This window comes from Mesorhizobium sp. L-2-11, assembly GCF_016756595.1.
GTDB lineage: Bacteria > Pseudomonadota > Alphaproteobacteria > Rhizobiales > Rhizobiaceae > Mesorhizobium.
Map to the genome: position 1 here is coordinate 2,044,085 of NZ_AP023257.1, position 23,720 is coordinate 2,067,804.

Below are 23,720 nucleotides of genomic sequence, written 5' to 3' on the forward strand. Positions count from 1 at the left end.
AGTGCACGTGCAGCCAATTACGGCTGCACGTAATTGGCCGAATTGTGCTTCTTCATCACATCGTCGAAGCGGCGGGCAAAGGCATCGTCGGCCAGCTTCTTGCGGCGCTGGATGTCGGCGGTCGCCACCATGTTCTTCTCGTGCATTTCCAGAAGATCGCCAATGTGCTTCTGCGAGGCCGCGCCGATGCCGGCCATGGTTTCCTCGGCGGTGTTGTCGACCTGGCTGCCCAGCGTGTTGATCTTGTGGGCGACGTCCTGCTGGGCGGCGGTCTTCAGCGAGTCTTCCAGCGCCTTGTAGAGCACGATGCGCTGCTCGGTATCGATAGTCAGCTTGTTGATCAGCGTCGACTGCGCCGCGATCTGGTTGTTGAGCGAATCGACAAACGTCTGGAACATCGAGGTGTAGCGCTCCAGCGTCTGGCTTTCGGCCAGCAGCTCCTGCTCCTTGGCCTGCTTCTCGTTGTACTCGGTGGCCAGTTTCGAACGCTCGCCCTCAAGCTCGGTGCGCTCCTTCTGGCTGGTCGAGGCGGCGATCTTGTTCTCGATGTCGAGCAGCATCGGATTGAGCTCCTCGATGCGCTTCTGCACGGTCTCGAGGTTGGACATGGTCGCCTTGCGGCGCTCGATCACCTGCGACAGGCTGGCCTCGGAGGTGTTGTAACGCTGGTCGAGGATCTGCTTCTGCGCCTTGAGGATGCCGACGATGGTGTCGGATTTCGCCAAAAGCTCCTGCAGATTGCCGGCCAGCGACATGTTGCGGACGCGGTCGGTGCGCATGCGCTGCTTGCTTTGGTCGGAAAATATGCCGACGAAGCTCTCCCAGCCGGTGTAGTTCTTCATGCTCTCGAATTCGGCGCCGAAGACGTTGGTGGCGTCCTCCAGCCCGATGATCAGGTCGGCGATGTTGCCTTCCATCACCTTCTGCTGCTTCAGCACATCCTCGATGCGGGCGTTCTCGAGGTCGAAATTGGCGTCGCCGATCTTCTTGTCGGTCCTGGCAAGCGTGTCGAGCACGGCGCCGGACTGCTCGATCTTGGTGCGCATGTCCTGCACGACCTGATTGGTCTTGGCAATTTCGGCATCGAAATTCTGCAATGTCGCCATAGGAGCCTCCCGCTTCGGCAATCGTTCGTGTCGCGAACGCCGCGAATATATGTACGGCAAGGGGGGAAGGAAAGGCGGAAGATTAGGAGTTCGCGAAGGTAGCGCGCCCTTCCCGCGACGGGACAACTCGGCTTAAGGGCGGCCTGAGCCGCGCCGTCGGCGAAGCTGCCGATCTCCCCCGCTTGCGGGGAGATCGGATGTCGCTTCGGCTTTCGCCAATCACCAGCGCTGGAAGGCGGGCCACCGGAAAAGTGCCTGGCCACGCCTGCAGCAGCAGGCGGCGTGTCGCTGGTCGGCCATCCCACGCCGTTGCTCGCGATTGTCTTATCGCTTGAAACCGCACCAGAATGGTGTTTGGCTGACGAAACAAAGGCGGAGACAAAACCGCAATTTCGCTTCGCCGATCGATCACAATGGGAGAATACAGATGTCGCGTATGAAACTATTCGCCGCCGGCTTCGGTCTGGCGGCATTTCTTTCGGCGAGCGGCGCGTTCGCCGCCGAGCCGGAAAGCTGCAAGCCGGTGCGGTTTGCCGATGTAGGCTGGACCGACATCACCGCCACCACCGCGACCGCAAGCGTCATCCTCGAAGCGCTCGGCTACGAGCCCGACGTGCAGGTGCTGTCGGTTCCGGTCACCTACACCTCGCTGAAAAACAAGGACGTCGACGTCTTCCTCGGCAATTGGATGCCGACCATGGAAGCCGACATAAAACCCTATCTCGAAGACAAGTCGGTCGAGACGGTCGTGACCAACCTCGAAGGCGCGAAATACACGCTCGCCGTTCCGCAGCACACCTATGACGCCGGTCTCAAGGATTTCGCCGATATCGCCAAGTTCAAGGACAAGCTCGATGGCAAGATTTACGGCATCGAAGCCGGCAATGACGGCAACCGCCTGATCCTCGACATGATCGCCGCCGACAAGTTCGGCCTGAAGGATTTCGAGCTCGTCGAAAGCTCCGAGGCCGGCATGCTGTCGGCGGTGCAGAAGGCGGCGGCATCGGGCGAAGACGTGGTCTTCCTCGGCTGGGAGCCGCATCCGATGAACACCAACATCAAGATGGCCTATCTGTCGGGTGGCGACGAAGTGTTCGGCCCGAATTTCGGCGGCGCGACCGTCGCCACCAATGTCCGGGCCGGCTACACCAGCGAATGCCCGAACGTCGGCAAGCTGCTCAAGAACATGGTGTTCTCGCTCAAGATGGAAAACGAGATCATGGGTGCGATCCTCAATGACGGCGCCGACCCGAAAGAAGCGGCCACCGAATGGCTCAAGGCCAATCCGGACGCGTTGACGCCATGGCTCGCTGGCGTGACGACCTTCGACGGCGGCGACGCCGTGGCCGCCGTGAAAACCGCACTCGGTTCGTAGCAGACTTACACCTCCCCTTCCGGGGAGGTTCGGCGCGGCACGCGCCGCGGTTGGGATGGTTCGGAACGGAGCGTAACCCGTGACCATCCCACCCCGCTCCGCTGCGCGGTTCGACCCACCCCGCCAGGGGGTGAAGAAGAATGAGGGGACTTTGCCATGGATCCGGTTTCGCAACTGATTTCGAGCTTCAAGATACCGATCGGGCGGTGGGGCAAGACCTTCTTCGACTTTCTGACCACCAATTTCGAGTGGTTTTTCGACAGTATCGCCGACGGGCTCACCGTCGTTCTCGACGGGCTTGTCGATCTTTTGCTGCTCGTCCCGCCGGTTCTCCTGGTCGCCGCCATAGCCGGGCTTGCCTGGTACCTGCAGAAATCATGGAAGCTGGCGCTTGCCGTCGCGCTCGGCCTGCTGTTTATCGTCAACCAGGATCTCTGGCAGGAAACCGTCGAGACGCTGGTGCTGGTCGTGGGCGCTGCTGCGGCCTCGATGGCCATCGGCGTGCCGATCGGCATCTGGGCTGCGCATAACGAGCGTGGCTACCGCTATCTCCAGCCGATCCTCGACCTGATGCAGACGATGCCGACCTTCGTCTACCTGATTCCGGTGCTCATTCTCTTCGGCCTCGGCATCGCTCCCGGCCTCATCGTCACCGTCATCTTCGCCGCTCCCGCGCCGATCCGCCTGACGCATCTCGGCATCACCTCGGTGCCGAAACCGATGATCGAGGCCGGCGAAGCCTTCGGCGCGACAAAACGCCAGCTGCTGTGGAAAGTCGAGCTGCCGGCGGCACTGCCGACCATCATGGCGGGGCTGACGCAGTGCATCATGCTTTGCCTCTCCATGGTCGTGATCGCTGCACTCATCGGCGCCAACGGCCTTGGCAAGCCGGTGGTGCGCGCGCTGAACTCGGTCAACATCCCGCTCGGCCTCGAAGCCGGCCTCGCCATCGTCGTGCTCGCCATCATCCTCGACCGCATCAGCCGCATCGGCACGGGAGCCGCCAAATGAGCGCCGCGGTCGATTTCAGGAATGTCGACATCGTCTTCGGCGCGGCGCGCGAGGAAGCGCTGGCGCTCGTCGACAGCGGCGCAACGCGTCAGGAAATCCTGGAGAAGACCGGCGCCGTGCTCGGCTGCGCCGGTGCCAATCTGACCGTCAACGAGGGCGAGATTTCCGTCCTGATGGGGCTCTCCGGCTCCGGCAAATCGACGCTGCTGCGCGCCGTCAACCTGCTCAACGTGCCGGCGCGCGGCAACGTCATGGTCAAGGATGGCGACCGCATGGTCGATGTCGCGGCCTGCGACGCCGCCACGCTGCGCCACATCCGACAGACGCGGGTCGCCATGGTGTTCCAGCAGTTCGGCCTTCTGCCCTGGCGCACTGTCGCGGAAAATGTCGGCTTCGGCCTCGAGCTTTCCGGCGTGCCCGAAGCCGAGCGCAAGGTGCGCGTCGAGCGCCAGTTGAAGCTCGTCGGCCTCGACCAGTGGGCGTCGAAATACGCCCACGAGCTTTCCGGCGGCATGCAGCAGCGCGTCGGGCTGGCGCGTGCGTTTGCCACCGAAGCGCCGATCCTTTTGATGGACGAGCCGTTCTCGGCGCTCGACCCGCTGATCCGGACCAAGCTGCAGGACGAATTGCTGCAGCTTCAGGCCGAGCTGAAGAAGACGATCATCTTCGTCAGCCACGATCTCGAGGAGGCGCTGAAGATCGGCAGCCACATCACCATCATGGAAGGCGGGCGTATCGTGCAAACCGGCGCGCCGGAAGACATCGTGCTGCGCCCCGCCAACGACTATGTCCGCGACTTCATCGCCAATGTGAACCCGCTCTCGGTGCTGACCGCCTGGAACGTGATGCGCGACCGCCGCGACCTCGACCACGGCGAGGACGGCTGGGTGTGGCTCGACCGCCGCAAGACGACGCGTTTCAAGATCGACGAGCACGGGCTGGTGGCGGCGGCCGAGCGCGACGGTAAGCCGGCGTTCTGGGTGTCGTGCGTCGATGTCGAGGCGCAGCCGGAGGAGACGACGCAGGTATTCTGGGCCAATCCCGGCACCTCGCTGAAGACGGTGATGCTGGCCATGCACCGCTCGCAGACCGCACCGGTGGCGCTGTTCGACGACCAGTCGCGCTTCGTCGGCGCCATCGGCGTCAGGGATGTGCTGAGTGCGGTGTTGCGGCGGTAGTTTTTCTAAACGAAACGGACCGTATCGTTTCTGCGCGGCTTGGCGGCGGTCCCATATAGGCACGGACTTGTGAACGGCCGCGCCCGCCGGGAAGGCGCTTTGCGGGCGGTCCAAAAATGGACGATCGCTTTTGGCTGTGCCAGAATAAACCCGAAATTCTTGCGCGCAGTTGCCGGTTCCGATGCCTGAGATCGTCACCAAACCCCGCACCAAGACGAAGCCGCAAATCGAACGGCCGAAGCTCTACAAGGTCATCCTCCTCAATGACGATTTCACGCCGCGCGAGTTCGTGGTGACGGTGCTCAAGGGCGAATTCAAGCTGAGCGAAGATCAGGCGCGGCGGGTGATGATCACCGCGCACCAGCGCGGCGTCTGCGTCGTCGCCGTCTTCACCAGGGACGTCGCCGAGACCAAGGCGACGCGGGCAACCGATGCCGGCAAGGCCAAGGGCTACCCGCTGATGTTCACGACGGAACCGGAGGAGTAGTGCCGTCGTTTATAGCCTCGGCTCCCCGTCTGTGACGTTGACAATTGGCGAAACCATCCGCGACAGCGTCGTTCTCCCCGTCACTATACGGGGAGAAATGTCCGGCAGGACAATGAGGGGCGGCGTCGACGGTGCCAAATTTAACTCAGGTTGCTCGTAGAGATTGCTAATCACTTCAGGCCGGCGCTGCCCCTCATCCGCCTGCCGGCACCTTCTCCCCGTGAACGGGGAGAAGGGAGCTAGCGCCCCTCGCGGTACCACATCGAGCCCAATGCCAGAAGCAGCAGGCCGAGGCCGAGGAACCCGCCGAACAGCGGCACGCGCGAGACGGCCTTCAGCACGCTGTCGTCGGTGGTGCGCAGGCCTATCCAGTCGTTGCCGGACGCCGCGCCCGTGGAGCGGACCGGGACGACCGAGGGCAGCGTGACACCGCCGGCGAGGTTGCTAAGGGTCGACGATTGCGCCAGCCGGCGCACGCTTCCGCCGGTGGCCTCGGCCGGGGCTTTCATCCGGTTCTCGGTGGAGACGACGTCGGTGAATTCCGGTGCGTTGACCGGGCCGACATGGGCCAGCGCTTTCAGGTCGCCATTGCCGACCTGATAAAGGCCGATCTCGCTGGTCTCGATGCTGCCGAGGAAGACGCCGGGTTCGGCCCTCTCGAGCTTGACGGTCATCGCCTTGCCGGACGGGGTGATGATCTGCGCCGGGCCGGGATCGTCGCTCATCGTCTGGCGGCGGATTTCCAGCATCATGCCGCGGCCGTCAGCGGTCAGCCGCTCCTCCTCGAGTTCGGGCTCCTTCATCAGCCAGTGGGCGATGCGGCGATAGAGCTGGACATGCGGGCCGCCGCCCTCGAAGCCGCGCGCCCACAACCAGCCCTGGTCGGACAAAAACATGCCGACGCGGCCTTCACCCTTGCGGTCGAGCAGCAGCAACGGACGGTTGTCGGCGCCCTTCATCACCGCCTCGCCGCCGGGGTTCTCGACGCCGATGGTGCGGAACCAGCGGCTCCAGTGCGGCGGCTCGGTGGCGGAGCCGTCAAGCCCGCGCGTCACCGGATGGCGCTGGCCGAGCTCGGTGAGGCGCGGATAAAAGGCCTTTTCGACGACTTCGCCGGTCGGCATCGCCGGCAGCGCCGACATCAAAGGCGTGCGGGCGATGGAGCTTTCGCCGGCATATTCGGGTCCTGCCGCGATCAGCAGCGCGCCGCCCTTTTCGACATATTCGGCGATGTAGTCGTAATAGAGGATCGGCAGCACGTCGCGGTGCTGGTAGCGGTCGAAGATGATCAGGTCGAAATCCTTGATCTTCTCGACAAACAGTTCGCGCGTCGGAAAGGCGATCAGCGACAATTCGTTGATCGGCGTGCCGTCCTGCTTTTCCGGCGGCCGCAGAATGGTGAAATGGACCAGATCGACCGAGGCGTCGGATTTCAGAAGGTTGCGCCAGGTGCGTTCGCCGGCATGCGGTTCGCCGGATACCAGCAGCACGCGCAAATTCTCGCGGATGCCGTCGATCAGCGCGATGGCGCGGTTGTTGGTGTCGGTGAGTTCGTCGGGCTCGGGATCGATGGCGAGCTCGACGATGTTGCGGCCGGCGCCGGGAATGGTCACCTGCAGCGGCATGGCCTGGCCGATGGCGGCGCGCTCGACCGAAACCTGCTCGCCATTGACCGAGACGCGCACATCGACCGAGCCGGCCTCGTTGTTGGTGCCGATGACGCGATAGGTCATTTCGAGCGGCTTGCCGACCAGACCGAAGCGCGGCGCATTCTCGAAGCGGATGCGACGATCCTTCTCCTGGTCGTTGCCGGTGATCAGCGCGTGCAGCGGGGCGTTGAAGTCGGGCGTGCCGCCCGGGGCGTCATGCACCTCGCCGTCGGTGATCATGACGGCACCGCCGATGCGCGAAGGCGGCACGTCGCGGAAAGCGCTCTCCAGCGCGCTGAAAAGCCGCGTTTCGGTGCGCTCCTCGGCGGCTTCCGACTTGCCGGCCTCGACGACGCGGACGTCGAACTGCTTGAATCGGCCGAGGCGCTGCTGAAGCCCGGCCAGCGCCTCGTCGGTCTGCCTGGTGCGTTCGCCAATGTCCTGGCTCTGGCTGCGGTCGACGACGACGGCGACGACGCTTTTCAGCGCCTCGCGCTCTTCGTCGAGCAATACCGGGTTGAGCAGGGCCGCAGTCAGCGCCAGCAGGGCGGCAAAACGGAAGACCGCACCGCGCTGGCGGAACCACAGGCCGATCAATGCCAGCAGCAACAGCGGCGCCAGCACCAGGCCGAGCAGCGGCCAGGAGATGAGCGGTTCGAAGGCGAGCGACAAGTTCATGGCTTACTGCCCCAGCCGTTCGAGCAGCACCGGCACATGCACCTGATCGGATTTGTAGTTGCCGGTCAGCATGTACATCATGATGTTGACGCCGGCGCGCAGCGCATAAATGCGCTGCATCGGATCTGACGGCACGGTCGGCAATAGCGGGTCGCCATTCTCGTCGACCGCCCAGGCGCCGGCGAAATCATTGGCGGTGATCATGATCGGCGAGACGCCGTCGCCGGTGCGTACCGGGCGGTTCTCGGTGTTGCTGGCTTCGAGCGACGCTGCAACCCAGAGCGGGCCACCGGCGAAGCGTCCGGGAAACTCAGGCAGGATGTAGAAGGATTTGGTCAGCACATGGTCCTCGGGCACCGGCTCCAGCGCCGGCACGTTGAGGTTGCCGAGTATGTCGCGCAGGCGCTCCGTCGCCGGGCTGGCCTGCTCCGCGCCGATGCCGGTGGCGAACTGGTCGCGCGTGTCGAACAGCACCGTGCCACCCTGCTGCATATAGGCGTCGACGCGGGCGATCGCGGCCTGGCTCGGCATCGGTGCGGCAGGATCGATCGGCCAGTAGATCAACGGATAGAAGGCAAGCTGGTCCCTCGAGATATCGACGCGGGCCGGCGCCCCCGGCTCGAGCGCGGTCTTCTCGATCAGGAAGCGGGTCAGGCCCTCCAGCCCGGCCTGGCTGATCGAATCGACGCTCCGGTCGCCGGTCTGCACATAGCCGATCCGGGTTTTCGAAATGTCCTCGATCGCCCGTTCGTCGCCAGGTTTGGCATCACCGGATTTGGCATCCTCGGCGCGGGCGATGTCGATGTGGCCGACCACGGCGCCGAGCGCAATCAGCAGGGCGGCGGTGGTTGCGGCGGCCGTGCCGGCGCGGCGCGGCCGGCGCGAGAACAGGCCGCCCATCCAGAACACCGCCAGCGTGTCGAGCACCATCAGCAGGAGAGCTGCCGCCACCAGCGGGCCCTTCAAATTGTGCGATTCGTCGAAAGCGTACTGGATGGTGGTGACCGGCACGGTGATCTGAGGACGCACCAACGGTGCCAAGCTGCTTTCGGCATTGAGCAGATTGTGGGCGACGACGCCGGTGTCGGATCCGTACAGGCCGGGCGGATTCTCGAACGTCACCGGCAGCGGGCCGGCACCCGGCACCAGCGGCCGTGCATCCGGCGTCGGCGGCACCAGCGTGCCATCGGCTGATATCATGCGGTAGGGCGCCAGCGAGGCGGCGGCTGCTTCGGCATTGGCGACCGCCGCACCCTGGTTGCGTGACAGTTGGACGATGCGGCGCAGCATCTCGACGAAGCTGCCGGAGATCGGCAGGTTCGACCAAGTCGCCTCCGGCGTGACATGGAACAGGACAAGGGTGCCCTTGCCCTTCTTCATCCCGGTCACCAGCGGCGTGCCGTCGGCAAGCGTCGCCCAGCTGCGCTCGACGATATCGGGCGTCGGCTCGGCCAGCACCTGCCTGGAGACGGTGACCTCGGCGGGCGGAGCGAGATCGGCGAAGGGGCCGGTCTTCGGAAAATCGGTGACCGGCTGCGGCGTCGTCCACGACAGCGCACCGCCGAGCGAGCGCTCGCCGGTGCGCAGCCTGACCGGCAGCAGGTCGTCGTCATTGCCGGCGGCGACCAGCCGCGAGCCGGCGAACCGCACCAGAGTGCCGCCATTGTCGACCCAGTCGACCAGCCTTTGCCGCACCTGCTGCGGTATGGTGCCGACATCGGCCATGACGATCATCGCCGGCTTTTGGTCGAGCAGCTGCGGGATGGCCTCGGCAAGGTCGGCGCTCGACGGCTCGGCCAGATCGGCGAAGGGCTGCAGCGCGCGGCGGATGTAGTACAGCGGCGACAGAAGCGGCTGCGCCTGGTCGGCTTCGGCCTGCGACAGCAGTCCGACGCGGCGGCGCTTGGAACTCTCGTCGAGCACGCGGACGGCACCGGCCTGCCGCTGACCGTCGAGCGCGATCGAGGCGAAGTCGTTGCGCAGCTCGAAAGGCACCGCCATCGTGCCGGTGGCGGTGGATTCGCCGGGCGAGAAGGTCAGCGTGGCGTCGGCGATGCGGCGGCCCTTGTCGTCGAATGCGCCGGCGGTCACCTGAGCCGGCGCCGGATCGCCCGGTGCGCGGATTGCGGTCAGCTCGAAGCCGTCGACCTGGTTGTCGGCGCCGGTCAGGCCGATCAGGCCAGGCCGGTCGGAGGCGGCCCAGACGACACGGGCGGCGTTCTTCGACAGAAGCGTGTTGAAGGCGGCCTCGTCGCCTTCCGCCGCCAGCCCATCGGCGAGCACGGCGACGCTGGCGCCCGGCAAGCTCTCCAGGGTTGCCGCAACGCGGGCATAGACGGCCGGGCGGTCGGTCGGGATCGGCCGCGGCTTTGCCGCGCGCAGCCGGTCGAGCGCAGTGGCGGCGTCGAACGGGCCGATCTCGGCATTCGGTTTTTCGGCAGTGAAGGCGATGATGACAGGCACGTCGTTGGAGCTGGCATCGGCGATCAGCCGTTCGGCAGTGGCGACGCGCTGGCCCCAGTCGGCGGCACTTGCCCAGTCATTGTCGATAACCAGCGCAAGTGCGGCGCCCTCGGCCGGCAGTCTTTCACGCGGGTTGAACACAGGTTCGGCGAGCGCCGCAACGATAAGGGCCGCCATCAGCAGCCTGAGCAGGGTCAGCCACCACGGACTCTGTTGCGGCGTCTCCTCGCGCTTCAGCACGCGGGCCAGGATCTTCAGCGGCGGGAAGACCTCGGTCTGCGGCTTGGGCGGGGTGAACCGCAAAAGCCACCAGATCACCGGCAGGGCCAGAAGGCCCCACAGCACCATCGGCGCCCCGAAGGAGAGCGGCAGCCAGCTCATGCGCGGATCCTCCCGGCTGAGCTGTTATCGACGGTCATCGCCATGTGGACACGCACCAGCGCATCGGAGGCGAGGCGGTCGGTGTGGTTGACGGTAAAACTCCAGCCGAGCCGCTTGCACCAGTCGGTCAGTTCCTGGCGGCGGGCGATGTAAAGCAGTCGGTAGTCATCGCCCAGCGTTTCGGCGCGGCCGGCGGTCAGCTTGTCGCCGGTCTCGGGATCGGTGAATTCGGTGCGGCCGGCATAGGGGAATCTCTCCTCGGCCGGGTCGGCGACCTCGATCAGATGGGCACGCACGCCGTGGCGGGCGAGCACGTCAAGCCAGGCGATGGTGTCCTCGACCGGGTCGAGGAAGTCGCTGACGATGACGATGTCGCAGAAGCGGCGGATGGCGGACAGGTCGGGCTTTGCCGGCAATTCGCCGGCATGGGTGAGTTGTGCTGCGATGCGCTCGGCGCCGTTGCGGGCGGTGAACGGATCGGTCAGCCCGGGCCAGGCGATGCGCTCGCCGCTGCGCGACAGAAGCTCGGCCATGGCCAGCGCCAGCACCAGCGCGCGGGACTCTTTCGAGACGGTGGCGCCGGTCGATTTGTAGAGCATCGAAGGCGAGGGATCTGCCCACAGCCACACCGTATGGGCGGCCTCCCATTCGCGGTCGCGCACGTAGATGTGGTCGTCGCGGGCCGAGCGGCGCCAGTCGATACGCGAGGAGTCGCCCTCGACATAGGGCCGGAACTGCCAGAAATTCTCGCCGATGCCGCGCTTGCGGCGGCCGTGCCAGCCGGCGATCACCGTGTTGACGATGCGACGCGCCTCGACCAGCAGGTCCGGCACCAGCGACGCCCGCAACCGGCCGCGGGCGAGCGCGTCATGCGTCGCCGCCGGTGCCTGGGCCTCGCCTATACGCGCCATCAGATGCCTTTTGCCAGTTTCGCCACCACGTCGCGCACGGTCGTGCCCTCGGCACGGGCGGCAAAGGTCAGCGCCATGCGGTGCTGCAGCACCGGCTCGGCCATCGCTCTGATATCGTCGATCGACGGCGCCAGCCGTCCATCATAGAGGGCGCGGGCGCGGGCGCACAGTGTCAGCGACTGGCTGGCGCGCGGGCCCGGGCCCCAGGCGACGTGCTTGTCAGTCTCGGCATTGCCCTGGCCGGGGCGCGCCGAGCGCACCAGCTGGAGGATCGCCTCGACGACGCTTTCCGGCACCGGCATGCGGCGAATGAGGGTCTGGATCTCCTTCAGCCGCGCCGGCTGCAGCACGTTCTGCGCCTTGGCGTCCTCGATGCCGGTGGTCTCCAGAAGGATGCGGCGCTCCGCCTCGATTTCCGGATAGAGGATGTCGACCTGCATCAGGAAACGGTCAAGCTGCGCTTCGGGCAGCGGATAGGTGCCCTCCTGCTCCAGCGGGTTCTGCGTCGCCAGCACGTGGAAGGGCGCCGGCAGGTCATGGCGAACACCGGCAATGGTGACGTGGTATTCCTGCATCGACTGCAGCAGCGCCGACTGGGTGCGCGGCGAGGCGCGGTTGATCTCGTCGGCCATCAGCAGCTGCGCAAAGATCGGCCCGGAGATGAAGCGGAACGACCGCTTGCCGAATTCGTCCTGCTCCATCACCTCGGAGCCGAGAATATCGGACGGCATCAGGTCGGGCGTGAACTGGATGCGGCGGGAATCGAGGCCGAGCACGATGCCCAGCGTCTCGACCAGCTTGGTCTTGGCCAGGCCGGGCACGCCGACCAGCAGCGCATGGCCGCCGGCCAGCAGCGCCACCAGCGTGCGTTCGACGACGCTTTCCTGGCCGAAGATGACGCGGCCGACGCCCTCGCGAACCCTGGAAATGTCGGCCAGCGCCGTCTCGGCCTGGGCGATCATGTCCTTTTCGCTGATCGGGCTTTCCTTGATCATCACGCTCATGCGGCATCGATCCTTCTCGTTGGAAATACCGGCTTGCAGCTTCGACGCCACAGAGTGCCGCGATTCGGCCTCGCGTGGCGCCCGTCCTGAACTTAAATCACTGACTTAGGCTGACAAGCGGAACAACAGTGACTATTTCGTGACCATGACAGAACGCGCCGACGATCGTGAAGGAAGTTTGACGACCGCGACCGAGGCGCGCGGACTGGAGGCGCTGATCTCGCGTGCCGCCCGCGCTGGCAAGGGGGCGGCGCCGGTGGAGCGTTGGAATCCGGCTTTTTGCGGCGATCTCGACATGGAGATCAGACAGGACGGCACCTGGTTCTACCAGGGCACGCCGATCGGTCGCATGCCGCTGGTGCAGCTGTTTTCCTCGGTGCTGCGCAAGGATGAAGACGGCAGGACCTATCTGGTGACGCCGGTGGAAAGGGTCGGCATCCGCGTCGTCGACGCGCCGTTCATCGCCGTCGAGATGGATGTTTGCGGCACCGGCGCTGGCCAAGTCATCACCTTTCGTACCAATGTCGGCGATGTGGTCGAGGCCGGGCCGGAGCATCCGCTGCGCTTTGTCGACGAGGAGGCGACCGGCGGCCTGAAACCCTATGTGCTGGTGCGCGGGCGGCTGGAAGCGCTGGTGGCGCGGCCGGTTATGTATGAATTGGTCGAGCATGGCGAGGAGATCGAGGTCGGCGGCAGAAGGATGTTTGCCGTCCGCTCGAACGGGGCGGTCTATCCGATCATGCCGGCGGAAAAGCTGCAGCGGCTGAGCGCATGATCGGGCAGCGCCAAATGGCCAGCGCAAGACGGATTGGGGCATGATGGACCAGGTGACGCGATGGACCAGATGACAGGGACGCCGTTTTCGGCCGAGGATTTTCGCGCCCGCGTCGCGGCGCAGCCGCTGGCGCATGCCGCCGATGATTATGGCGACCATCGCTTCAACCCCGGCCATCCGCGTCTGAAGCTGGCAAAGGCGCTGCGCGATGCCGCGGTGCTGATCCCTGTGGTCGATCACGGACGCGACGCCACGGTTCTGCTGACCAAGCGGGCGGAAAACCTGCGCAACCATTCGGGGCAGGTGGCCTTTCCCGGCGGCACGATCGACCCGAGCGATGCAAGCCCGGAGGCGGCGGCATTGCGCGAGACATTCGAGGAGATCGGGCTCGGCCAGGACCGGGTCGAGATCATTGGCCGCATGCCCGATTACGTCTCCGGCAGCGGCTACCGGATCGCTCCGGTGCTGGCAATCGTGCGGCCGGGCTTTTCACTGACGCTGAATTCCGAGGAGGTCGACGCAGCTTTCGAGGTGCCGCTCCGCTTCCTGATGGATCCGGCCAACCACGGCCGCGACAGCCGCATGTGGAACGACTTGGAGTGGGTCTTCTACGAGATGCCCTATGAGGGGCAGCGCATCTGGGGGGTCACCGCCGGCATCATCCGCACGCTTTATGAAAGGCTCTATACGTGAGCGGCCGAGTGTCGCTCGAGGGCAAAGCCGACTGGCTCGGCGAACGGCATTTGCAGCGCCTGCTGGCGGCGCTTGCGGATGGCGGCGAGGAGGCGCGTATTGCCGGCGGCGCGGTGCGCAATGCGCTCATCGGCCAGCCGGTCGCCGACGTCGACATCGCCACCACGACCGTGCCCGATGAAACCATCCGCCGTGCCGAGGCGGCGGGCTTCAAGGCCGTGCCGACCGGCATCGAGCACGGCACCATCACAATTGTTGCCGGCGGCAAGCCGTTCGAGGTGACCACGCTGCGCGCCGATATCGAGACCGACGGGCGGCGGGCAAAAGTGTCGTTCGGGCGCGATTGGAAGGCCGATGCGGAACGGCGCGATTTCACCATCAACGCGCTCTATGCCGAGGCCGACGGCACGATCATCGACCTGGTCGGCGGCATCGCCGATATCAAGGCGCGGCGGCTACGCTTCATCGGCGATCCGGAAGCGCGCATCCGCGAGGATTATCTGCGCATCCTGCGCTTTTTCCGCTTCTTCGCCTGGTATGGCGACGGCCGGCCGGATGCCGAAGGGCTGAAGGCTTGCGCCCGGCTCAAGGAGGGGCTTCGCCAACTCTCGGTCGAGCGCGTCTGGTCCGAACTGAAGAAGCTGCTGTCGGCCCCCGATCCATCGCGCGCCCTGCTGTGGATGCGCCAGGCGGGCGTGCTCACCAGCGTTCTGCCGGAGAGCGAGAAATGGGGCATCGATGCGATCCATGCGCTGACCAGGGCCGAGAAGGATCTCGGCTGGACGCCGGACCCGCTGCTCAGGCTGGAAGCGATCGTGCCGCCGGACGCAGCGCGGATGAAGACGCTGGCCGAGCGGTTGAGGTTCTCCGTCAGCGACGCCAGTCGTCTCAGGCAGTGGGCGCTGACAGCGCCCGTCGAGCCGAAGACGACCGAAGCGGAACTCGCAAAACGGCTCTATCGTGGCGATCGTCAAGGCCTTGTTGATCGCTTGCGGCTGTCGCTCGCTTCCGCTCGTGCCCGAGCGGTCGAGGACAACGACGCGCTGCTCGAAGCCGGCGGCTTCTCGCGGCTGCTGGCCTTTGCCGGAAAATGGAAAAAACCCGACTTTCCGGTCAGGGGCGCCGATCTGACGAGGCTTGGCGCGTCGCCCGGGCCAAAACTCGGCGCAACCCTTAAGAACCTCGAAAACGAGTGGATCGAGTCCGGCTTTGCGCTGGATCGCGGCGCACTCCTCGAGCGCGCCGCAGAAGCACTCGAAAACTGATGCATGTCCGCAAAACTGCGTAGCGCGCTTTAGGCAAATCAGGCCGCGTCGCGAGCCTTCTCGATGCGCGAACGGATCGCTTCAATCATCGTCTCGCGAATAATCGTCTCGCCATGCGTCTCACGCATATGCTCGACGGCGCGCCGCATGACCTCGGCTTCCTCGTCGGCGCGCGTATGCCAGTCACAACCCGGAACGAGCGAGCCGCAGTGGAATTCTTTCATCGGATTTCTCCCTTTTCCTCCCCGGAGCGCCGCCCATTTGCTTGAACGCGGAAGCTCCAGCACCTTTGATCGACGCATGATCCCCGTCTGAAACCGGGTGTCGGTATTCGGGTCATGCGCTGGCCGAGCAAGCATAACACGGTCGAATGGTTTTGGTTGCCGCAAAGTCCGAAAAGGCGGAGCATCGCTGCTCCGCCATCTTACGCTACCCCAGAGGCAAGACCTCGTCTTGCTCCAGCGGGCAGGCGATCACTTCACGATCCTGACTGCCTCGGCAATTTTGTGCTTGCCGCTCATGTCCCACGAAACGCGGACCTTTTCGCCGGCCTTCAGGCCAGGATTCTTGAAGGCCTTGGGCAGCGTAAAGGTAGATCCGTTATCCAGAACAAGGCTCATGGCCGTTCCATCATAGGTCTTGACCGTGCCCGTGGTGTGCTTGACCGCTGCAAAGGCAGCGCCACCAGAGGCAAGAACGGCAGCAGCCGCAACCGACATAATAAGCTTGCGCATGGCATGCTCTCCTGGAAAATGAGGGCACCATTTTGGGAAGGTGCCCCACTCAATGATGGGCCGTCCGGTCGCGTCGGGTCGCGGTTCCAGGGAGGCAAGAACCGCCGGCGTTTCCCGGCCCGGAACGAAAAATAGTCCTGTTTTTTCAACTGGATATTAGACGAAAAAGATATTCTGCGCGCCACATTCGACGCCAAAATCCGGCGAATTGGACCTCATTGCGGCTCACGTCCGACTCACCGAGATTTTACGGCCATTTCACCTCTGGCGGCAGGCTGGACAGGATCGCGGCGACGTTGCCGCCGGTCTTCAGCCCGAAGATGGTGCCGCGATCGTGAAGCAAGTTGAATTCGACATAGCGGCCGCGGCGAATGAGCTGTTCTTCGCGGTCGCCGTCGGTCCAGTTGTCGTTGAAATTGGCCCGCACCAGATGCCCGTAGACGACGAGAAAAGTGCGACCGACATCCTGGACGAAGTTGAAATCGGCGTTCCAGCCGCCTCTGTCCTCGTCCGAATGCAGCCAGTCGAAGAAGATGCCGCCGGTGCCGCGTGGTTCGTTGCGGTGCGGCAGATAGAAATACTCGTCGCACCAGGCCTTGAATTTCGCGTGGTCGGCGACGCCAGCGTGCTTCTCGCAGGCGAATTGCATGGCGCGGTGGAAGGCGACTGTGTCCGGGTCGTCCTGGGAACGGCGACGGTCGAGCACCGGCGTCAGGTCGGCGCCGCCGCCGAACCACTGGCGCGAGGTGACGACCATGCGCGTGTTCATGTGCACCGCCGGCACGTTGGGGTTCCACGGATGGGCGATCAGCGAGATGCCGCTCGCCCAGAAGCGCGGGTCTTCCTCGGCGCCCGGCATCTGCTTCCTGAACTCCGGCGAAAACTCGCCATAGACGGTGGAGGTGTGGACGCCGACCTTCTCGAAGACGCGGCCACGCATCATCGACATGATGCCGCCGCCGCCCTTGCCGGCGTCACGCTCCCACGGCGTCTTTTCGAAGCGGTCGGGCGACCATGAGGCCTGCGGCCCCTGCAGGTCCTGCTCGATCTGCTCGAAAGCGGCGCAGATGCGCTCGCGCAACGTTTCGAACCACAGCCGCGCCTTCATCTTCTTCTGTTCGATGTCGGCCGGCAGCCCCGCCGGTATTTCGGGTCGTTGCAAATGCTGTCTCCGGTTGGGGGGCGTACCCCGACAAATGACTCGTCTTTTGTGGCCGCGATCCCTAATCTCTTAGGTGCAAGGGTCAAGTGTGAATGGAGTACTTTCGTGCGCACCCCGGCAAGACCGCCGCTGGATGGCCTGAAGAAGAGGCTCGACCGTTCGCGCGCCGAGCGCGAGCGCATGCCGCGCGACGGGTTTTTGCGCGAGACCTTCGTTCTGCCGCGCTCCGATGCGCGGCTCAAGGCGAAGGAATGGTTCGAGCGCTTTCCCAAGCAGGCCTACTGGACCGAGATCGAAAGCTGGTTCGAGCGGCCGGGCGACGTCATCGAATTCACCATCAGGCGTTTGCCGGCAGCGGATTAGAATCTGGCGGGACGGGCCTTCCCAGGCAAATTGCTAAGGCCGGCGCTGCCCCTCATTGTCTTGCCCGTCCTCCGCAGCGCTGGCTGCATCTGCGGAGGGTGGACCGGACATTTCTACTCGATTGCTCTGAAGCGTAGCGTCAGGGGGATGAAGGGACCAATAGTCTTCTAGCCCCTGTTCCTTCCTTCGCCAGCCGGTCGCCCTTGTTGCGCAGCGGGCATTTGTCGATCGACATGCAGCCGCAGCCGATGCAGTCGGTCAGCCCGTCGCGCAGCTTTTTCAACTGGGCAATCTTGCGATCGAGCTGGTCGCGCCAGGCGGTTGAAAGCACATTCCAGTCCTCGCGCGTCGGCGTGCGGCCTTCTGGCAGCGATGCCAATGCCTCGCCGATCTCGGCCAGCGAGATGCCGACCTCCTGTGCCACCTTGATGATCGCCACCCGCCGCAGCACGTCGCGGCCGTAGCGCCGCTGGTTGCCTGACGTGCGGTGGCTGCGGATGAGTCCGCGCGCTTCGTAGAAATGCAGCGCCGACACTGCCACCCCGCTGCGCGTGGCCACCTGGCCGACCGTCAATTCCGTCACCGCAGCCATTCGAATTTTCCGCTTGACCTCAAGTTAAGTTGAGCTTGTAACGAAGAAACCCTTGATATGCAAACCGCAGGAGAAGGCGATGTGCGCCTGGGTAAGAGTGACAAGCGACGGTGAGGTGATTGGCCAGAAAGCGACCATGCTCGGTGCGCCTCTGCAAATCCTATCCGAGCTGCCGGATCGCCTCGCCGGCCACCATGGCGACGGAAAGCGCGACGTTGATGCTGCGCGCGCCGGGCTGCATCGGGATGATCAGTCGCGCATCCGCCGCCTCGTGGACAGGATCCGGCACGCCTGCGGATTCGCGGCCGAACAGAACAATGTCGGCGTCGGCGAAGGCGAAATCCGTATAGGCGGTCGCGGCTCTGGTCGACAGCAGCACCAGCCGCCGCGCTTCGCCTCTGCGCCAGTGCTCGAAGGCTTTCCAGTCGACATGCCGGGAAAGCGCCGCCATTTCGAGATAGTCCATGCCGGCCCGTTTCAGCGCCCGGTCGGCGAGCGGGAAGCCGGCCGGTTCGATGATGTCGACGCCGAGACCGAGGCAAGCCGCGAAGCGCAGGATTGTCCCGGTGTTGCCGGCGATATCCGGTTGGTAGAGCGCGATGCGGAGACGGTTGTTCATTTCTGCATCCTTCTAATAAGTTGCAGATCGGCCACAACAGGTTCGCGGTTTTGGAAATTGCTGGACCGGCGGGTGGTCATTTTCTGCGAAGTCGGTTATACGCCAGGCATTGTCAACCCGAACCGATGGAGGGGTAATTCATGATGATCATGCACAACCAGCGCCCCTCATGTGGGCTTACCAGCCTGCCGGCGGTTTCGGTTCGACGATTCTCCTGATCTTTTAGACTTCGATCGCACCGATTCTCAGCCGAAACCCTTTTTCGGTCTTCGAAGGAATCCTGCGATGTTTTTCAAGCTGTCGAAGGGGCTGAACGCCCCGCCTGAGCACGCCGCTGTTCAATCCCCGCCTTGGTTGGCCCCGCCTTGGCTTGCCTCGCCTTTCCTTGGCCATTCACCTGCGAACAGGCCGGATTTTTTTCCCGATTTTCACATGGAGGACGGACCGATGTTCGATCCCTGCAAAATTCCCGGTTCAAGAAACCTGCACGAGCGCAGGATGGCGACCTCAGCGCTTTTGGTCGGCGACACCTACTCGTCGGCGGTTCACGCCGAAACCCGCCGGCGCCCGCATCGCGGCATGCTGCCGGACGTCGATTTCTCGCGCGCGGTTCCCGACCGCAGCCGGCCGTCGCTGGTGCGCCGGATCATCAGGCTGATCCGCCCTGGCGCGAAAACCGGCGCGAAACTCCGGGTCGTCGACACAGCGCTGTCAGGATCGTCAAACGAGCCTGTCGGCGAAAAGCCCGCGACATCCTATATTGCGCGAAGCAGGATAGGCGGCCCGGGCGATTCCGGAACGCCGGACTTTGCTGCCACGCGACCCATGACGCTACCCAGGACGCCATGCGCTCCCAGGACGCTACACGCTCCCGCGCGGCGAGAGCGAAAACGAGCATGTGAGTGCCAAGACAATGTTCCGCTGGTTTGAAACAAGGCTCGATCCGTTCCCTGCCGAGGAGCCGGTCGAGCCGCCGAAGACGCTGATCGCCTTCTGCGTCCACTATACGCGCGGCGCCTGGCCCTACATCGCAATCGATGCGATGCTGGTGACGGCTATCGCCCTTGCCGAGGTGTGGATGTTCGGCTTCATGGGCCGGATCGTCGACTGGCTGTCGGTGCAGAATCGCGAGACATTCCTGCAGACCGAGGGCTGGAAGCTCGCGGGCATGGCTTTCATCGTGGTTTTCGCGCTGCCGGCGACGGTCTCGTTCCATGCGCTGCTCAACCAGCAGACGCTGATGGGCAACTACCCGATGCGGATCCGCTGGCAGGTGCATCGCTACCTGCTCAAGCAGTCGATGGCCTTCTACCAGGACGAGTTCGCCGGACGCATCGCGACCAAGCTGATGCAGACGGCGCTCGCCGTGCGCGAATGCGTCATCAAGCTCATCGACGTGCTCAATTATGTCGTGGTCTATTTCCTCGGCATGCTGTTGATTGTCGGCTCGGCCGACTGGCGGCTGGCGGCACCGCTTGCCGTCTGGCTTGCCGGCTATGTCCTGTTGCTGCGCTATTTCATCCCGCGATTGGGCAAGGTCGGCGAGGAGCAGGCCAACGCGCGCTCGACCATGACCGGCCGCGTCGTCGACAGCTATTCCAACATCCAGACGGTCAAGCTGTTCTCGCATGCGCGGCGCGAGGCGTCCTTCGCCCGGGAAGGCATGACCGGCTTTCTCGATACGGTCTACCGGTCGATGCGGCTGGTGACGCAGCTCTACGGCCTGCTCTACGTCCTGAACTCACTGCTGTTGTTTTCGGTCACTGCGATCTCGCTGTGGCTGTGGCTCGGCCAGCTAGTGACGATCGGCGCCGTCGCCGTGGTCATAGGGCTCGTTCTTCGGCTCTGGGGCATGTCGCAGTGGATCATGTGGGAGATGTCCACGCTGTTCGAGAATATCGGCACGGTGCAGGACGGCATCAGCTCGATCTCGCTGCCGCGCGTCGTCGAAGACAGGCCTGGCGCCAAGGACATTGTCGTGACCAAAGGCGAGATCCGTTTCGAGGACATCCGCTTCCACTACGGCAAGCAGAAAGGCATGATCGAAAGCCTGTCGCTGACGGTGAAGCCGGGCGAAAAGGTCGGCATCGTCGGCCGCTCGGGCGCCGGCAAGTCGACGCTGGTCAACCTTCTGTTGCGCTTCTACGATCTTGAAAGCGGCCGGATCCTGATCGACGGCCAGGCCATCGCGGCGGTGACGCAGGATTCGCTGCGCGCCCAGATCGCCATGGTCACGCAGGACACCTCGCTGCTGCATCGCTCAGTGCGCGAGAACATCCTTTATGGCCGGCCGGACGCCAGCAACGAGATGCTGGTCGAGGCAGCACGCCGCGCCGAGGCGCTTGATTTCATATCAAAGCTTTCGGACGCCAGTGGCCGCACCGGTTTCGATGCGCATGTCGGCGATCGCGGCGTCAAATTGTCCGGCGGCCAGCGGCAACGCATCGCGATTGCCCGTGTTATGCTGAAGGACGCACCGATCCTCATCCTCGACGAGGCGACGTCCGCGCTCGATTCGGAGGCCGAGGCGGCGATCCAGGAGAACCTCTACAAGCTTATGCAAGGCAAGACCGTCATCGCCATCGCGCACCGGCTGTCGACCATCGCGGCGATGGACCGGCTCGTCGTCATGGACAAGGGCCGCGTCATCGAGGAGGGCTCGCATGAGCAACTCGTCGCCAGCGGCGGGCTCTATGCGCAGCTTTGGCAGCGTCAGTCGGGCGGCTTCCTGCTCGACGAGGGTGCGGCCGCCGCCAACGATGCCATCGTCAAGGGTCAAGCCGCAGAATGATGGGCAGCAGAATGATGGCCGCCGGATGATGATTGCCGTCTATCGCTGGTTCGAGAATTGGGTTTATCCGTTCAGGGAGCCCGCGGGCCTTCGGCCACCGGTCAGCGTCAGCGGTTTCCTCTGGCACTATGTCGGCCAGGCGAAGGTCGCCTTCTTCGCCATGCTGGTCATCGGCGGCATTGCGCCGCTGGTCGAGGCTGGGCTGTTCTACTTCGTCGGCAGGCTGGTCGACATTCTCGACCAGATTCCCGGCGAGCGCAGCTGGGACGCGCTGTGGACTGCCGCCGGTCCCGAACTCGTCTTCATGGCCGCCGTGGTGCTGGTTATCCGCACCATCGTCGTCGGCCTGGCGGCGCTGGTCGACGAGCAGACGATCACCCCCGGCTTCTACAATCTGGTGCGCTGGCAGGCGCACCGCCATGTCTCGCGCCAGTCCTACGACTTCTTCCAAAACGATTTCGCCGGCCGCATCGCAACCAAAGTTTGGCAGGCCGGGCAGGCGACCGGCGATTTGATGCAAAGCTTCATCGAGGTCGTCTGGTTCATGGTCGTCTATACGGTGACGACACTGGTGCTGGTCGCCGGCCTCGACTTGCGGCTGGCGGTGCTGGTGGTGATCTGGATCACCGCCTTCGGCTGGCTGGCCAGGCGCTATCTGCCGGCGATCCGCAAGCATGCCGAGCGAACCGCAGAGGCCGGTTCGATGATCACCGGCCGCTTCGTCGATTCCTACTCGAACGTGCAGACGCTGAAGCTGTTCTCCGCCGATGGCGACGACCGTTACATCAGGAGCGGTTTCGATATCTATCTCGATGCGCTGCGCCCGTTCACCCGCAGGCTGACCGGCGTGCGCATGGCGCTGACGACGCTGTCGGGGATCATGATCACCGCGATCGCCTGTTTTGCCGTCTATCTCTGGATCGAAGGCTCGATCACAGTCGGCGCCGTCGCCTTTACGCTGTCCCTAGTGCTGCGGCTCAACATGCTGCTTGGCCGGCTGATGATGCAGCTCAACAGCATCCTGCGCAATCTCGGCGTGCTGGAAAACTCCAAGGCGCTGATCTCGCAGCCGCTCGGCCTGACCGATGCGTCCGACGCCAAGAAACTTGTCGTGACCGGCGGCCGGATCGACGTGAAGAACGTCGAGTTCCACTACGGCAAGGGGTTCGGCGTGCTCAACGGGATCGACCTTGTCGTGCGGCCGGGCGAGAAGGTCGGACTGGTCGGGCCGTCCGGCGCCGGCAAGACGACGCTGGCCAATCTGATCCTGCGCCTCTACGACCTCGAGGCCGGCAAGATCAGCATCGACGGCCAGGACGTCTCAAAGGTGACGCAGAATTCGCTGCGTGCCAACATCGGCGTCGTCAGCCAGGATACCGCGCTTTTCCACCGTTCCTTGCGCGATAACATCAAGCTTGGCATGCCGGAAGCAACCGACGCCGAGGTGATCGCGGCCGCGAAGAAGGCCGAGGCGCACGACTTCATCCTCGACTTGCGCGACAATCGCGATCGCCAAGGCTATGAGGCCTTTGTCGGCGAGCGCGGCGTGAAATTGTCTGGCGGCCAGCGCCAGCGCGTGGCGATCGCCCGCGTCTTCCTCAAGGACGCGCCGATCCTGATACTCGACGAGGCGACGTCGGCGCTGGATTCCGACATCGAGGCCGCCATCCAGGAAAATCTGGCGCGGCTGATGGAGAACAAGACGGTCATCGCCATCGCACACCGGCTGTCGACCATCGCCGCACTCGATCGCCTGGTGGTGCTCGACGGCGGCCGCATGGTCGAACAAGGCACGCATGACGAACTGGTCGCGCTCGACGGGCTCTATGCGCGGCTGTGGAAGCGGCAGTCCGGCGGCTTCCTGTTCAACGAGGAGCGCGTGCTGGAGGAGACGCGGCCGGCGGAGTAGGCCAGATTTCAGCAAAAACCGGAGTGAATCATGTCGGTGCGAATGCCATCGAATTTCGGACGGTCGGGAGCGCAGGAGAGCGCACTCGACTTGCTCGGCCATGAAATCCTCGGCGAAAAGGCGGCGGCGCTCGGCCGCGCCGGCCGACGCGTGGATGAAACGCTGGCGAGATTGCGTGAACATGGCGACGATGGCGAACATCGTGCCCGGCTGCTCAAGGACGCGGCCGAGGCGGTCCACGCCTACTTCATCCAGCGCGAATTGTGCGGCTTGCGCAAGCACGACGCAGTGATCCGGGAATACAACATCCCCAAGGCCGTGCTGGCCAGACTCGGCGCGAAATAGATGCCGGTGTTGAAATCTGACGCTTGGTACCGAAGACGAATACCCGATTTCGACCCTAAGCGGAAACTCGATCGCCCTCAGTCGAATTCACGCCAATGACCCCTAGCTGCCGTGCCGTGGAACCACCTTGGAAGTCCGGTCAGGTCAAACCCGGTCGTTTGCGAATGGCAATTTTGAAGCCGGGTGCGAAAACGCGATCCTTCGGTCGATAGGCGGGACTTATGTCGGT

General features: G+C 64.4%; 21 protein-coding genes. 11 read left to right on the plus strand and 10 right to left on the minus strand.

Annotated elements, in window-relative coordinates; genetic code table 11:
- Positions 1-17 precede the first annotated feature (17 nt).
- Positions 18-1,106 (minus strand): hypothetical protein, encoded by a 1,089-nt coding sequence (locus tag JG739_RS09805; protein ID WP_202366287.1) that lies wholly within the window; start codon positions 1,104-1,106, stop codon positions 18-20.
- Positions 1,107-1,533: 427 nt separating this feature from the next.
- On the opposite strand from JG739_RS09805, the gene JG739_RS09810 reads away from it, so the two are divergent.
- The 4 genes from JG739_RS09810 to clpS all read left to right on the plus strand — a co-directional run bounded on the left by JG739_RS09810 (position 1,534) and on the right by clpS (position 5,157).
- Positions 1,534-2,481 carry a choline ABC transporter substrate-binding protein gene (locus tag JG739_RS09810; RefSeq protein ID WP_202366288.1) on the plus strand — a complete coding sequence of 316 codons (948 nt, stop codon included), beginning with the start codon at positions 1,534-1,536 and terminating at the stop codon, positions 2,479-2,481.
- 156 nt (positions 2,482-2,637) lie between these two features.
- Positions 2,638-3,492 carry a choline ABC transporter permease subunit gene (choW, locus tag JG739_RS09815; RefSeq protein ID WP_095494431.1) on the plus strand — a complete coding sequence of 285 codons (855 nt, stop codon included), beginning with the start codon at positions 2,638-2,640 and terminating at the stop codon, positions 3,490-3,492.
- A complete protein-coding gene (gene choV / locus JG739_RS09820) occupies positions 3,489-4,670 on the plus strand; it encodes a choline ABC transporter ATP-binding protein (RefSeq protein WP_202366289.1) in 1,182 nt (393 codons plus the stop codon). The genes choW and choV overlap by 4 nt, the downstream gene beginning before the upstream one ends.
- 181 nt (positions 4,671-4,851) lie before the next feature.
- Positions 4,852-5,157, plus strand: a complete 306-nt coding sequence (clpS, locus tag JG739_RS09825) for an ATP-dependent Clp protease adapter ClpS (protein WP_029349886.1) — start codon at positions 4,852-4,854, stop codon at positions 5,155-5,157.
- A 239-nt stretch (positions 5,158-5,396) separates the two neighbouring features.
- Here the strand turns inward: clpS and JG739_RS09830 are convergent, their stop codons facing one another.
- The 4 genes from JG739_RS09830 to JG739_RS09845 are packed head-to-tail and all read right to left on the minus strand — an operon-like array spanning position 5,397 to position 12,243.
- Positions 5,397-7,484, minus strand: coding sequence for a hypothetical protein (locus tag JG739_RS09830; protein WP_202366290.1), 2,088 nt, complete (start codon positions 7,482-7,484; stop codon positions 5,397-5,399).
- A gap of 3 nt (positions 7,485-7,487) precedes the next feature.
- The gene (locus tag JG739_RS09835) at positions 7,488-10,328 is read right to left on the minus strand and encodes a DUF4159 domain-containing protein (RefSeq protein ID WP_202366291.1); all 2,841 of its coding nucleotides are present in this window, start codon (positions 10,326-10,328) and stop codon (positions 7,488-7,490) included.
- Positions 10,325-11,239: a DUF58 domain-containing protein gene (locus JG739_RS09840; protein ID WP_202366292.1), complete on the minus strand. Its 915-nt coding sequence runs from the start codon at positions 11,237-11,239 to the stop codon at positions 10,325-10,327. The genes JG739_RS09835 and JG739_RS09840 overlap by 4 nt, the downstream gene beginning before the upstream one ends.
- The gene (locus JG739_RS09845) at positions 11,239-12,243 is read right to left on the minus strand and encodes an AAA family ATPase (RefSeq protein ID WP_202366293.1); all 1,005 of its coding nucleotides are present in this window, start codon (positions 12,241-12,243) and stop codon (positions 11,239-11,241) included. Before JG739_RS09845 ends, JG739_RS09840 begins: the two co-directional genes overlap by 1 nt.
- Positions 12,244-12,388: 145 nt before the next feature.
- On the opposite strand from JG739_RS09845, the gene JG739_RS09850 reads away from it, so the two are divergent.
- From JG739_RS09850 to JG739_RS09860, 3 genes are read left to right on the plus strand one after another with little or no spacing between them, the layout of a single operon-like run.
- Positions 12,389-13,018, plus strand: a complete 630-nt coding sequence (locus tag JG739_RS09850; protein WP_202367398.1) for a DUF1285 domain-containing protein — start codon at positions 12,389-12,391, stop codon at positions 13,016-13,018.
- A 60-nt stretch (positions 13,019-13,078) separates the two neighbouring features.
- A complete protein-coding gene (locus JG739_RS09855; protein WP_202366294.1) occupies positions 13,079-13,711 on the plus strand; it encodes a CoA pyrophosphatase in 633 nt (210 codons plus the stop codon).
- On the plus strand, positions 13,708-14,976 hold the full coding sequence (locus JG739_RS09860; RefSeq protein ID WP_202366295.1) for a CCA tRNA nucleotidyltransferase: 1,269 nt from the start codon (positions 13,708-13,710) through the stop codon (positions 14,974-14,976). Before JG739_RS09855 ends, JG739_RS09860 begins: the two co-directional genes overlap by 4 nt.
- A gap of 38 nt (positions 14,977-15,014) precedes the next feature.
- On the opposite strand, the gene JG739_RS09865 is transcribed toward JG739_RS09860, so the two are convergent.
- The 3 genes from JG739_RS09865 to hemF form a co-directional block, all read right to left on the minus strand.
- A complete protein-coding gene (locus tag JG739_RS09865) occupies positions 15,015-15,200 on the minus strand; it encodes a DUF1059 domain-containing protein (RefSeq protein ID WP_126034401.1) in 186 nt (61 codons plus the stop codon).
- Positions 15,201-15,449: 249 nt separating this feature from the next.
- Positions 15,450-15,710, minus strand: coding sequence for a DUF1344 domain-containing protein (locus tag JG739_RS09870; RefSeq protein WP_027151030.1), 261 nt, complete (start codon positions 15,708-15,710; stop codon positions 15,450-15,452).
- 247 nt (positions 15,711-15,957) lie between these two features.
- Positions 15,958-16,872: an oxygen-dependent coproporphyrinogen oxidase gene (gene hemF, locus JG739_RS09875; RefSeq protein ID WP_202366296.1), complete on the minus strand. Its 915-nt coding sequence runs from the start codon at positions 16,870-16,872 to the stop codon at positions 15,958-15,960.
- Between the two features lie 105 nt (positions 16,873-16,977).
- Here hemF and JG739_RS09880 point away from each other — a divergent pair, with 105 nt between their 5' ends.
- Positions 16,978-17,235 carry a hypothetical protein gene (locus JG739_RS09880; RefSeq protein WP_006202578.1) on the plus strand — a complete coding sequence of 86 codons (258 nt, stop codon included), beginning with the start codon at positions 16,978-16,980 and terminating at the stop codon, positions 17,233-17,235.
- A 139-nt stretch (positions 17,236-17,374) separates the two neighbouring features.
- On the opposite strand, the gene soxR is transcribed toward JG739_RS09880, so the two are convergent.
- Together soxR and JG739_RS09890 are read right to left on the minus strand one after the other, a co-directional pair.
- Positions 17,375-17,827 (minus strand): redox-sensitive transcriptional activator SoxR, encoded by a 453-nt coding sequence (gene soxR, locus JG739_RS09885; protein ID WP_202366297.1) that lies wholly within the window; start codon positions 17,825-17,827, stop codon positions 17,375-17,377.
- A 160-nt stretch (positions 17,828-17,987) separates the two neighbouring features.
- A complete protein-coding gene (locus tag JG739_RS09890) occupies positions 17,988-18,446 on the minus strand; it encodes a tRNA (cytidine(34)-2'-O)-methyltransferase (RefSeq protein WP_202366298.1) in 459 nt (152 codons plus the stop codon).
- A 913-nt stretch (positions 18,447-19,359) separates the two neighbouring features.
- Between JG739_RS09890 and JG739_RS09895 the strand changes: the two genes are divergently transcribed.
- Genes JG739_RS09895 through JG739_RS09905 form a run of 3 tightly spaced genes read left to right on the plus strand, consistent with a single transcriptional unit; the run spans position 19,360 to position 23,491 of the window.
- Entirely contained in the window at positions 19,360-21,237 is a 1,878-nt protein-coding gene (locus JG739_RS09895; RefSeq protein WP_202367399.1) for an ABC transporter ATP-binding protein, read from the plus strand.
- A 25-nt stretch (positions 21,238-21,262) separates the two neighbouring features.
- The gene (locus JG739_RS09900; RefSeq protein ID WP_202366299.1) at positions 21,263-23,146 is read left to right on the plus strand and encodes an ABC transporter ATP-binding protein; all 1,884 of its coding nucleotides are present in this window, start codon (positions 21,263-21,265) and stop codon (positions 23,144-23,146) included.
- Positions 23,147-23,176: 30 nt separating this feature from the next.
- Positions 23,177-23,491 (plus strand): DUF6665 family protein, encoded by a 315-nt coding sequence (locus JG739_RS09905; protein ID WP_202366300.1) that lies wholly within the window; start codon positions 23,177-23,179, stop codon positions 23,489-23,491.
- Positions 23,492-23,720 lie beyond the last annotated feature (229 nt).

What these genes read in the sequence shown, in the direction of transcription:
- JG739_RS09805 (WP_202366287.1), bottom strand. Translation starts at nt 1,106, where the DNA reads ATGGCGACATTGCAGAATTTCGATGCCGAAATTGCCAAGACCAATCAG.
- JG739_RS09850 (WP_202367398.1), top strand. Translation starts at nt 12,389, where the DNA reads ATGACAGAACGCGCCGACGATCGTGAAGGAAGTTTGACGACCGCGACC.
- JG739_RS09830 (WP_202366290.1), bottom strand. Translation starts at nt 7,484, where the DNA reads ATGAACTTGTCGCTCGCCTTCGAACCGCTCATCTCCTGGCCGCTGCTC.
- clpS (WP_029349886.1), top strand. Translation starts at nt 4,852, where the DNA reads ATGCCTGAGATCGTCACCAAACCCCGCACCAAGACGAAGCCGCAAATC.
- JG739_RS09890 (WP_202366298.1), bottom strand. Translation starts at nt 18,446, where the DNA reads ATGAACAACCGTCTCCGCATCGCGCTCTACCAACCGGATATCGCCGGC.
- choV (WP_202366289.1), top strand. Translation starts at nt 3,489, where the DNA reads ATGAGCGCCGCGGTCGATTTCAGGAATGTCGACATCGTCTTCGGCGCG.
- JG739_RS09905 (WP_202366300.1), top strand. Translation starts at nt 23,177, where the DNA reads ATGTCGGTGCGAATGCCATCGAATTTCGGACGGTCGGGAGCGCAGGAG.
- JG739_RS09810 (WP_202366288.1), top strand. Translation starts at nt 1,534, where the DNA reads ATGTCGCGTATGAAACTATTCGCCGCCGGCTTCGGTCTGGCGGCATTT.
- choW (WP_095494431.1), top strand. Translation starts at nt 2,638, where the DNA reads ATGGATCCGGTTTCGCAACTGATTTCGAGCTTCAAGATACCGATCGGG.
- soxR (WP_202366297.1), bottom strand. Translation starts at nt 17,827, where the DNA reads ATGGCTGCGGTGACGGAATTGACGGTCGGCCAGGTGGCCACGCGCAGC.
- JG739_RS09900 (WP_202366299.1), top strand. Translation starts at nt 21,263, where the DNA reads ATGATGATTGCCGTCTATCGCTGGTTCGAGAATTGGGTTTATCCGTTC.
- JG739_RS09845 (WP_202366293.1), bottom strand. Translation starts at nt 12,243, where the DNA reads ATGAGCGTGATGATCAAGGAAAGCCCGATCAGCGAAAAGGACATGATC.
- JG739_RS09855 (WP_202366294.1), top strand. Translation starts at nt 13,079, where the DNA reads ATGGACCAGATGACAGGGACGCCGTTTTCGGCCGAGGATTTTCGCGCC.
- JG739_RS09895 (WP_202367399.1), top strand. Translation starts at nt 19,360, where the DNA reads ATGTTCCGCTGGTTTGAAACAAGGCTCGATCCGTTCCCTGCCGAGGAG.
- JG739_RS09835 (WP_202366291.1), bottom strand. Translation starts at nt 10,328, where the DNA reads ATGAGCTGGCTGCCGCTCTCCTTCGGGGCGCCGATGGTGCTGTGGGGC.
- JG739_RS09840 (WP_202366292.1), bottom strand. Translation starts at nt 11,239, where the DNA reads ATGGCGCGTATAGGCGAGGCCCAGGCACCGGCGGCGACGCATGACGCG.
- JG739_RS09870 (WP_027151030.1), bottom strand. Translation starts at nt 15,710, where the DNA reads ATGCGCAAGCTTATTATGTCGGTTGCGGCTGCTGCCGTTCTTGCCTCT.
- JG739_RS09865 (WP_126034401.1), bottom strand. Translation starts at nt 15,200, where the DNA reads ATGAAAGAATTCCACTGCGGCTCGCTCGTTCCGGGTTGTGACTGGCAT.